The sequence below is a fragment of the Sphaerisporangium sp. NPDC049002 genome, assembly GCF_040649355.1.
GTDB lineage: Bacteria > Actinomycetota > Actinomycetes > Streptosporangiales > Streptosporangiaceae > Sphaerisporangium.
Map to the genome: position 1 here is coordinate 96755 of NZ_JBEZFH010000002.1, position 9812 is coordinate 106566.

The 9812-nt window shown below is 71.7% G+C and carries 8 protein-coding genes; 7 read left to right on the forward strand and 1 reads right to left on the reverse strand.

Annotated features, from left to right (window positions below):
- Positions 1–124: 124 nt before the first annotated feature.
- Together AB0B89_RS01105 and AB0B89_RS01110 are read left to right on the forward strand one after the other, a co-directional pair.
- Complete coding sequence (locus AB0B89_RS01105) at positions 125–1816, forward strand: ABC transporter ATP-binding protein (RefSeq protein ID WP_358546249.1); 1692 nt, start codon at positions 125–127, stop codon at positions 1814–1816.
- 143 nt (positions 1817–1959) lie between these two features.
- Positions 1960–3717, forward strand: a complete 1758-nt coding sequence (locus tag AB0B89_RS01110) for an ABC transporter ATP-binding protein (protein WP_358546282.1) — start codon at positions 1960–1962, stop codon at positions 3715–3717.
- A 518-nt stretch (positions 3718–4235) separates the two neighbouring features.
- Here AB0B89_RS01110 and AB0B89_RS01115 read toward each other — a convergent pair.
- The gene (locus AB0B89_RS01115; RefSeq protein WP_358546252.1) at positions 4236–6305 is read right to left on the reverse strand and encodes an LpqB family beta-propeller domain-containing protein; all 2070 of its coding nucleotides are present in this window, start codon (positions 6303–6305) and stop codon (positions 4236–4238) included.
- Between the two features lie 70 nt (positions 6306–6375).
- On the opposite strand from AB0B89_RS01115, the gene mshB reads away from it, so the two are divergent.
- From mshB to AB0B89_RS01140, 5 genes are all read left to right on the forward strand, one after another.
- Positions 6376–7284, forward strand: a complete 909-nt coding sequence (gene mshB / locus AB0B89_RS01120; protein WP_358546255.1) for an N-acetyl-1-D-myo-inositol-2-amino-2-deoxy-alpha-D-glucopyranoside deacetylase — start codon at positions 6376–6378, stop codon at positions 7282–7284.
- A gap of 10 nt (positions 7285–7294) precedes the next feature.
- Complete coding sequence (locus tag AB0B89_RS01125; RefSeq protein WP_358546258.1) at positions 7295–7762, forward strand: DUF6113 family protein; 468 nt, start codon at positions 7295–7297, stop codon at positions 7760–7762.
- 9 nt (positions 7763–7771) lie between these two features.
- Positions 7772–8287: a flavin reductase family protein gene (locus AB0B89_RS01130; RefSeq protein ID WP_358546261.1), complete on the forward strand. Its 516-nt coding sequence runs from the start codon at positions 7772–7774 to the stop codon at positions 8285–8287.
- Positions 8288–8331: 44 nt separating this feature from the next.
- Positions 8332–8757: a hypothetical protein gene (locus AB0B89_RS01135; RefSeq protein ID WP_358546264.1), complete on the forward strand. Its 426-nt coding sequence runs from the start codon at positions 8332–8334 to the stop codon at positions 8755–8757.
- A gap of 159 nt (positions 8758–8916) precedes the next feature.
- Complete coding sequence (locus AB0B89_RS01140; RefSeq protein ID WP_358546267.1) at positions 8917–9732, forward strand: MBL fold metallo-hydrolase; 816 nt, start codon at positions 8917–8919, stop codon at positions 9730–9732.
- Positions 9733–9812: the final 80 nt, after the last annotated feature.

Below are 9812 nucleotides of genomic sequence, written 5' to 3' on the forward strand. Positions count from 1 at the left end.
ACGAACTAACGCGGACGATCTACGCGAACCCCGTTCTAGTCCGGATGTTTTCGCTGGTATGGCCTCATGAGGCCGGAAAAATCGTTTGCCGGGCCACCGTCGGGTTTGCCAGCCTGGAGGGGCTATGCGCTCCCTGCCTCTTGCCGATCCCGGCATTCCCGATGCCCGCAGCCCGCTCCGGTACCTGTGGTGGGTGGCCCGTGGCCAGGCGGGCCCCCTGCTCGTCGGCATCGGGTTCGCCATCCTGTGGTGGCTGGCTCAGGCGCTCGTGCCGTCGGCGCTGGGCAAGGCCGTCGACAGCCTCACCATGCGCGACACCGAGGGGCTGATGCGCTGGTCAGGGGTGCTGCTCGGCCTCGGCGTCCTGACCGCGTTCGGCGGTGTGATGCGCCACCGGCTGGCGGTCTTCAGCTGGCTGTGCGCCGCCTACCGCACGGTGCAGGTCACCGCGCGCCAGGCCACCAGGCTCGGAGCGACGCTGCCGAAGCTGCTGTCGACCGGCGAGGTGATCAGCGTCGGCAACTCCGACATCGCCCACATTGGCAACGCCATGGACATCCTGCTGCGCGGCGTCGGCTCGGTCGTCGCCATCATCGCCGTCACGGTGATCCTCATCACGACCTCACCCCCGCTCGGCCTGATGGTGCTGCTGGGTGTGCCGCTGATGGCGCTGGCCGTCGGCCCTCTGCTGAGGCCGCTGCACCGCCGGCAGCACGAGCAGCGCGACCTTCAGGGCGATCTCGCCACCCGGGCCTCCGACATCGTCTCCGGCCTCCGGGTGCTGCGCGGCATCGGCGGCGAGCAGGTCTTCGCCGACCGCTACCGCGAGGAGTCCCAGAGGGTGCGGGGCGCCGGAGTGCGGGTGGCGTCGATGGACGCCGCCCTGGAAGGCGCCCAGCTCCTGCTGCCGGGCATGCTGATCGCCTTCGTCACCTGGCGGGGCGCGCACTACGCGATGGACGGAACGATCACGGTCGGCCAGCTCGTCGCCTTCTACGGGTACGCCCTGTTCCTGGTCGGCCCGCTGCGCACGCTGACCGAGGCGGCCGACAAGCTCACCAAGGGCCACGTGGCGGCCCGCAGGGTCATCCGCATCCTGTCGCTCGATCCCGAGATCGGCAGCACGGGTACGGCCGTGACGGCTGGGGGCGACCTGGTGGACGCGGAGTCCGGCGTGACCGTGCGGGAGGGACGGTTCACCGCCCTGGCCGGCTCGGTGCCCGAGGACGCCATCGCCGTCGCCGACCGCCTCGGCCGCTACGTGGCGGCCGAGGCCACCTTCGGCGGTGTGCCGCTGGCCGACCTGCCGCTCGCCGAGGTCAGGCGCCGCATCCTGGTGGCCGACAACGGCGCCAGGCTGTTCAGCGGGCGCCTGCGCGACCAGCTCGACGTCACCGGCTCCGCCTCCGAGGACGACCTGCGGCGCGCCCTGCGCACCGCCTGCGCGGAGGACGTCGTCGAGGCGCTCCCCGGCGGCATCGATTCGCACGTGGCCGAGTCCGGCAGGGAGTTCTCCGGCGGCCAGCAGCAGCGCCTGCGGCTCGTACGCGCGCTGCTCGCCGACCCCGAGGTCCTCGTCCTGGTAGAGCCGACCAGTGCGGTCGACGCCCACACCGAGGCGCGCATCGCCGAGCGGCTCGGCGAGGCCCGTCTCGGGCGCACGACGCTGGTCTGCACCACCAGCCCGCTCGTGCTCGACCGGGCGGACACCGTGATCTTCATGCGGGACGGCAAGGCGCGCGCGGAGGGTTCCCACCGCTCGCTGCTCGCCACCGACCCCGACTACACCGCGACCGTGACCCGAGGGGAGGTCTGATCGTGAGTGTGGGCCAGGCCAGTGAGAACGAACTGACGGAGGGCCCGGCAGGCGAGGTCCGCGCCGCCGAAGGCCGTACGAGCGTGCGGGACGAGGGCCGTGCGGACGACGGCGAGGCCGCCGAACGTCCCCACGGCGCACCGGTGACGGGCGGCGACCAGAGGCGCATCCTGCCGGTCGCCGACCAGGCGCAGGTGCGGGCGTACGCCAGGCGGCTGACGCTGAAGTACCCCCGCAGGCTCGCGGCGGCCCTGAGCCTGCACGGCCTGGCCGCCGTCGCGGGCCTCACCGGGCCGCGCCTGCTCGGCGAGCTGGTCGAAGGAGTGCGCGACGGCACGGGCGTCAGCGTCGACGCCGTGGCGCTGACGATCGCCGGCTTCGTCGTCGTGCAGGCCGTGCTGATCAGGTACGCCGTCTACGTCTCGGCCAAGCTCGGTGAGAAGGTCCTCGCCGAGCTGCGGGAGGAGTTCGTCGACCGCGTGCTCTCCCTGCCACTGTCGACCGTCGAGCGCGCGGGCTCGGGCGACCTGGTCACGCGCACCTCGCGGGACGTCGACTCGCTGTCGCGCACGGTGCGGCACGCCGTGCCGGAGACCCTGATCGCCGTGGTGGCGGGCGTGTTCGTGCTGGGGGCGCTCGCCCTGGTGGGGCCGCTGCTGGTGCTGCCGACGCTCCTCGCGGTGCCCCTGCTGTGGTTCGCCACCCGGTGGTACCTCAAGCGGGCCAGGGACGGCTACCTGCGCGAGAACGCCGCGTACGCGGACATGACCGAGGGCCTCACCGAGACCGTGGAGGGCGCGAGGACCGTCGAGGCGTTCGGCCTGCAGCGCCGCCGGCACGAGCGCACGGACAGGGACATCGCGCGGTCGTGGGCGGCCGAGCGCTACACCCTGGGCCTGCGCACGGTGTGGTTCCCCTCGGTGGAGTTCGGCTACGTGATCCCCGTCGTGGCGACGCTGCTGATCGGCGGCCTGTTCTACCTGAACGGATGGGTGTCGCTGGCCCAGGTGACCGCGGCCACGCTGTACGTCCAGCAGCTCATCGACCCGCTCGACCGGCTGCTGTCGTGGGTGGACGAGCTCCAGGTCGGCGGCGCGTCCATGGCCAGGCTCCTCGGCGTGGCCAACGTGCCCGACGACCGCAACGCGGGCGCTGAGCGTCCCGCCGGCGAGACGATGGTCGCCGACGACGTCAGGTACTCCTACCGGGAGGGCCACGACGTGCTGCACGGCGTCTCGCTGAAGATCGCCCCAGGGGAGCGGCTCGCGATGGTCGGCCCCTCGGGGGCCGGTAAGTCGACGCTGGGCCGCCTGCTCGCGGGCATCCACGGCCCGCGCACCGGCTCGGTGACGGTCGGCGGCGTCCCGCTGGTCGACCTGCCCCTGGACGAGCTGCGCGGCCACGTCGCGCTCGTCACGCAGGAACACCACGTGTTCCGGGGGACGTTGCGTGACAACGTGCTCATCGCGCGGCCCGAGGCCGACGACGCCGCCGTCAAGGAGGCGCTGGAGGCCGTCGACGCGTGGGAGTGGGTCGGCGCGCTCCCCGGCGGTCTCGGCACGGTCGTGGGCTCGGGCGGCCTCGCGGTCTCGCCCGCGCAGGCCCAGCAGGTGGCGCTCGCCCGCCTGGTGCTCGCCGACCCGCACACGCTGGTGCTGGACGAGGCCACCTCGCTGATCGACCCGCGCGCCGCCCGGCATCTGGAGCGGTCGCTGGCGGCCGTGCTCGACGGGCGGACCGTCATCGCCATCGCGCACCGGCTGTACACCGCGCACGACGCCGACCGGGTCGCCGTCGTCGAGGACGGCCGCATCAGCGAGCTGGGCTCGCACGAGGAACTGGTCGCCGCGGGAGGCGCCTACGCCGCCCTGTGGGACAGCTGGCACGGCACCAGCCGCTAGCGCGCCGTAGTGCCACGACCGAGAGCGCGACCGTGCGAGTCCTCGCCATGACGGTCCTCCGCTCAGCCGACGGGGTTCCAGCCGTCGGATCCGGCGAGATACTTCTGCGGGGTGTAGCCGGCCGCCTGGATTGTAGATCAGGAAGCCGTACATCTTGCCCGCCGCGGTGCGGGCCGCGGTGATCGGGCCGCCGCGCTCCGCTCGGGCCGCCGGTCGGGCGCACGGAGGTGCGGCCACGGGCGCCCACGGAGCTAATCCGATTAAATTGGGCTAGTCAACAAACCCTCGACGTCCTCGCGCGGCAGGACGGAAACTTTTGGCGTTCTACCTGCGGCTTCGAGAAAGAGGCGTGCGGGCGGCCATCCCGGCAGCGTGCGAAACGTTCACAGCGGAAACGTCGAACGCGTCATCGGCCGTCACCGGAACGGGTCCGGGCGGGCCCTCTCGCCGGGAAGTCGGCCAGGAGAGGGCCCGCTCGGTGAACGGGCGCCGGGTCGGCGTCCAGGGACTTCCCGGGGTCAGGCGCCCAGGGACTTCTTGAGGAACTCCACCTGGAGAAGCAGAAGGTTCTCCGCGACGACCTCCTGCGGGGTCATGTGGGTCACGCCCGACAGCGGCAGCACGGTGTGGGGACGGCCCGCGGCGACGAGGGACGACGACAGGCGCAGCGTGTGGGCCGCCACCACGTTGTCGTCGGCCAGGCCGTGGATGAGCAGCAGGGGCCGCTCCAGCTTCTCGGCGTCGGCCATGAGCGACGACCGGTCGTACACGTCGGGAAGCTCGCCGGGGTGGCCGAGGTAACGCTCGGTGTAGGCGGTGTCGTAGAGCCGCCAGTCGGTGACCGGCGCCCCGGCGATGGCCGCGTGGAAGACGTCGGGCCTGCGCAGGACGGCCAGTGCCGAAAGGAAGCCGCCGAACGACCAGCCCTTGATGGCCACCCGCGACAGGTCGAGGTCGCCGGGGTAGAGCTGGGCGGCGCCCTTCAGGGCGTCCACCTGGTCTTCGAGCGCGGGGGTCGCGAGATCGTGCAGCACCTCGCGCTCGAAGGCCGGGCCCCGGCCCGGGGTGCCCCGGCCATCGGCCACGATCACCGCGAAGCCCTGGTCGGCGAACCACTGGGACTCAAGGAAGCCACGGCCCGAGGCCAGCACACGCTGGGCGTGGGGCCCTCCGTAGGGGTCCATGAGGACGGGCAGACGCCTGGAACCGGGCACGTGCCCGCTCGGCAGCAGCACGGCGGTGGCCAGCTCGCGCTCACCCGTACGGACCAGCGAGACGCGGGGCTCCAGCTTCGGGCGCTCGGCGAGCGAGGCGATGTGCAGGCGCTTGTGGCCGTTCTCGACCCGAACCGTGGTGCCAGGGCTGTCGAGGGTCTGGCTGATGACCAGCAGGGTGTCGCCGGACAGGCGGCCGTTGTGGACGCCCGGCTCGCTGGTGACCGGGGAGATGGCCCCGCCGGACCCGGACCAGGTCCACAGGTGGATCTCGGTGGGCTCGGCGCTCGCGCGGAACAGCACGGTGTCGCCCGAGACGCCGAGCACGTCGCGGACCTGCAGGGTGGGAGGGGTGACCGGTGCGTCGCCGATGATCAGGCGCCGGCCGCCGTCGGCGTCGGCCACCCACACCAGCGTGCCGTCGGACAGGCGCGCGGGGACCCCGCCGACGACGTCGACCCACGCGGGGTCGGTGTCCTCGCGCACGAGCTCGGTCGCGCCGGTGGCGGGGTCGACGGTGAGGACGCGGACGGCCTTCTGGTCGCGGGGCATCGTGACGATGGACAGGCCGTGACGGTCCCAGGAGGCCGCCACCAGGTACTCGTCGTCGAACGGGACCGCCGTGCGGGAACCGTCGAGACCGAGGACGAACAGCTCGACGGTGGCGTTGGCCGTGCCCGCGGAGGGATAGGCCACCGGCACCGGCGTGCTGGACGGATTGGCCGGGTCGGCGATGTGCCAGGTCTGGACCGGCGACTCGTCGGCCCGCTCGGCGAGCAGCGCCGTGCCGTCGGGGGACCACCAGTAGCCGCGCATGCGGTCGAGCTCCTCGGCGGCGATGAACTCCGCCAGGCCGTACGTCACGCCGGCCTTCTCAGGGGTCGCGGGCGCGCGGTCGTCGCCCGTGGCGACCTCCTGGACGTGGAGGGCGCCTCCGGTGACGTAGGCCACGCGGGAGCCGTCGGGGGACAGGCGGGGGTCGATCACCGGGCCGGGGGTGTCGAGCCGCCGCACGGCGCCCGACCTCAGGTCGGCCAGGTAAAGCCCGCCGGACAGCGCGAAGGCCGCCGAGGTGAGCGCGGAGTCGGCGCCGAAGGCCACCACGCCGCCGGCCTGCTCCCTGGCGCGCTCGCGGCGGGCCCGCTCCTCGGCGGGCAGATCCTCGTCGGCCGCGCCGAGGTCGGCGGGGTCGACCAGCAGGTGCTCCGCGCCCGAGGCCAGGTCGAGCTCCCACAGGCAGGTCACCGCGTCGGTGCCCGACCTGCTGCGCAAGAAGACGACGCGGTCGCCGTCGGGAGCGATCACGAAGCCACGGGGCACTCCGAGGGTGAAACGGCGGGTCCTGGCGTAAAGACGCGGGAAGCTCTCACTCATGTCGTTCATAGTGCCAGGCCAACACGCAGGGAGATGCTTCCTGTCGGAGCCTGGGGATACCCTCGACCGCATGACTGAACGTCGTTTGCTGCTCGTCCACGCCCACCCCGACGACGAGACGAGCGGCACGGGCGCCACGATGGCCAAATACGCCGCGGAGGGCGCCCAGGTCACGCTCGTCACCTGCACCCTCGGCGAGGAGGGCGAGATCGTGGTGCCCGACCTGGCCCACCTCGCCGCCGACCAGGAAGACAGGCTCGGCGAGCATCGCATCGGAGAGCTCGAAGCGGCCTGCAAGGCGCTGGGCGTCGACGACCACCGGTTCCTCGGCGGCCCCGGCCGCTGGCGCGACTCCGGCATGATGGGCGTCGCCACCAACGACAACCCCCGGTGCTTCTGGCGCGCCGACCTCGACGAGGCCGCCGGCGAGCTGGTCGAGATCATCCGCGAGGTCAGGCCCCAGGTGCTGGTCACCTACGACGAGAACGGCTTCTATGGCCACCCCGACCACATCCAGGCGCACCGCGTCGCCTGGCGGGCCTTCGAGCTGGCCTCCGATCCCTCCTTCGGCGAGGGCGAGCCCTGGCAGATCGCCAAGTTCTACTTCACGACCATGCCCAAGTCGGGGATGCGGCGGGTCGCCGAGGCGATGCGCGACACCGACTTCGACTTCTTCACCGAGGAGACCCTCGACGACCTGCCCTTCGGGGCAGCCGACGAGGAGGTCACCACCGAGATCGACGCCCGCGCCCACGCCGCCGCCAAGCTCGACGCCATGCGGGCCCATCGCTCGCAGATCGACCTCGGCGCGCCGTGGTTCGTGATCTCCAGCAGCATGGGCCAAGATTCGCTCGGCATCGAGCACTTCATCCTCAAGGCCGGTGAGCGCGGGCCCGCGGGAAGGGGCCTGCCGCAGGAGGCCGGCGGTCTCGGCGAGCCCTACGTCCGCGAAGACGATCTGTTCGCGGGCATCGGCTAGCCTTTCAGCCATGGAGGAAGAGCAGGTCGAGAGCGAGACCGCGACGCGGCGGGGGTCCGACGCCGTGATCACGGGCGCCGCCTACGGCATGCTCTTCGTCCTCGGCGTCGTCTACGGCGTCGTGGCGGGGCTGGAGCATTCGTGGGATGTGGGCGACGTCGTCCCGCCCATTCCGATCGCCCTCTCCCTGGTGCTGTTCGGTCTGCTGTACGGGGCGGGGCGGCTCATGGACAGCAAGATGGGCGCCTTCGTCCCCGGCATGGGGTGGATGCTGGCCGCGCTGCTGTTCTCGGTCAAGAGGCCCGAAGGCGATCTGGTCGTCGCCGGCAACGTCCCCGGCTACTGGTATCTCGGTTGCGGGGCCCTGGCCCTGGTGATCGCGGTCCTGCTCATCCCGTCGTCCGGTTCGTGGCTGATGCACCAGGGTTCGTATGGCAAGCGGCGCCGCATGAACATTTCGGATGGAATGTCCGCATAAGCTGGCCGCGTGTATCAGGGATCTGTCGAGAGCCAGGTTGATCAGACGGTCTTCCGCAGGGTGACGGGCCGCTTCGCCACCGGTGTCGCCGTCGTCACCACCCTCGCCGACGGCGTCGACCACGCGATGACGGTCAACTCCTTCGCCTCGGTCTCCCTCGATCCGCTCCTGGTGCTGGTCTGCGTGGAGAAGATCGCCCGGTTCCACGACGCCGTGATCGACGCCGGGGTGTGGGGGGTCTCGGTCCTCGGGGAGGACGGCGAGGAGGCCTCCCAGGCCTTCGCCACGCGCGGCCGTGCGCTCGAAGGACAGCTCGACCGCTGGGCGCATCGCCGGGGCGGGCTGGGGCTCGCGCTGTTCGACGCCGCCATCGCGACGCTGGAGTGCCGTACGACCGTCGTCCACGACGGGGGCGACCACTCGATCGTGGTCGGGAGCGTCGTGTCGGCGGAAACCCCGAGGGACGTCCCTCCGCTCATCTACTACGAGGGCCGCTACCGCCGCCTGCGCACGCCGGGCCGGTAGGCCGCCCTACCGGCCGCCGGGGCCCGTGAGTCACAATCAGAGACATGCGCGGACGGCACCGGGCAAGGCAGGTGCTCAACTACGTCAACCTCTCGACGCCGCTGGGACTGCTCATCGCGGTGGCCGGGCGTGCGGAGGTGCGGCGGGGCGAGCACGGCCTGCTGTACGCCCACGGATACCGCATCCCCTTCCCGGTCGCCGGCGCCTTCACGGTCGGCAACGTGGTCCTGACGGCCCAGCGGGAGGGCTACCTGACCGGCGCCCTGCTCAGGCACGAGGCCCGGCACGCCACCCAGTACGCCTTCTGCGTCGGCCTGCCCCTGCTGCCGCTGTACGTCCTCGCCCTGCTGGTCTCGGTGGCCGTGTGCGGCCATCCCGCCTCCTGGAACGTCTTCGAACGCCTGGCCGACCTGGACGAGGGGGGCTACCCGAGGCATCCCTCCCGATGGGGGAGGCGCACCCTGGAGTAAACGCGGATGAACGCCATCCGATCCACATCAGGGAGGACATGACGGATACCTCGTACGACTGAGGCATGTTTTTCGCCCACGGGGGATGATCAGTGCAGAGTGGTGATTGTTCCCGAGGAACAGCCCGCCCCCCACTCGGCGACGAACAGGAGGGGTCGCATGTCGCAAACCGTCAGCCCTGAGTTCTCCCCGGTCACGCCGCGTGAGCGGACCTTTCCCACCGACTTCAAGGACCGACTGACCTGCCCGCTGCCCGACTTCCGCGAGGTCATGAGCGTCGCCTGGCATGGAGGGTTCCGCCCCGACATCGGAGACGCCGACCAGATCCCGGTGCTCCGGGCCGGTCTGCCCTCCGTCGCCGCGACGGACGCCGCGGTCACGTGGGTCGGCCACGCCACGTACGTGCTGCGCATCGGGGGCCTGACGGTGCTGACGGACCCTGTCTGGTCACGGAAGATCCCCGGGGTACGGCAGCGGCTGACGCCGCCCGGCGTGGCCTGGACCGACCTGCCCCCGGTGGACGCCGTCGTGATCAGCCACAACCACTACGACCATCTTGACGCGCCGACGATGCGCCGCCTGCCGAGGCACACTCCGGTCTTCGTCCCGGCCAACCTGGCGAGCTGGTTCACCAAGAGGGGCTTCACGAACGTCACCGAGCTCGACTGGTGGGAGAGCGCCCAGATCGGCGAGGTGACCTTCGACTTCGTGCCCGCCCACCACTGGAGCCGCAGGACGCTCTTCGACACCTGCAAGTCGCTGTGGGGCGGCTGGGTGCTCACCTCGGCGAACCAGAGGATCTACTTCGCCGGGGACACCGCCTACGGCGACCGCTTCAAGCTCATCGGTGATCGCTACCCGGGCATCGACCTCGCGCTGATGCCGGTGGGCGCGTACGAGCCGCGCTGGTTCATGCACGTCTCCCACGTGGATCCCGCCGAGGCCGTGCAGGCGTGCGCCCCGCCGGTCGCGTGAGAATCGGCGAGAACGTCACCTGGCAGGCACTCCACTTCGGTGTCCGAGGCGGATGACACGCGCGATCAGCGCTCTGGACC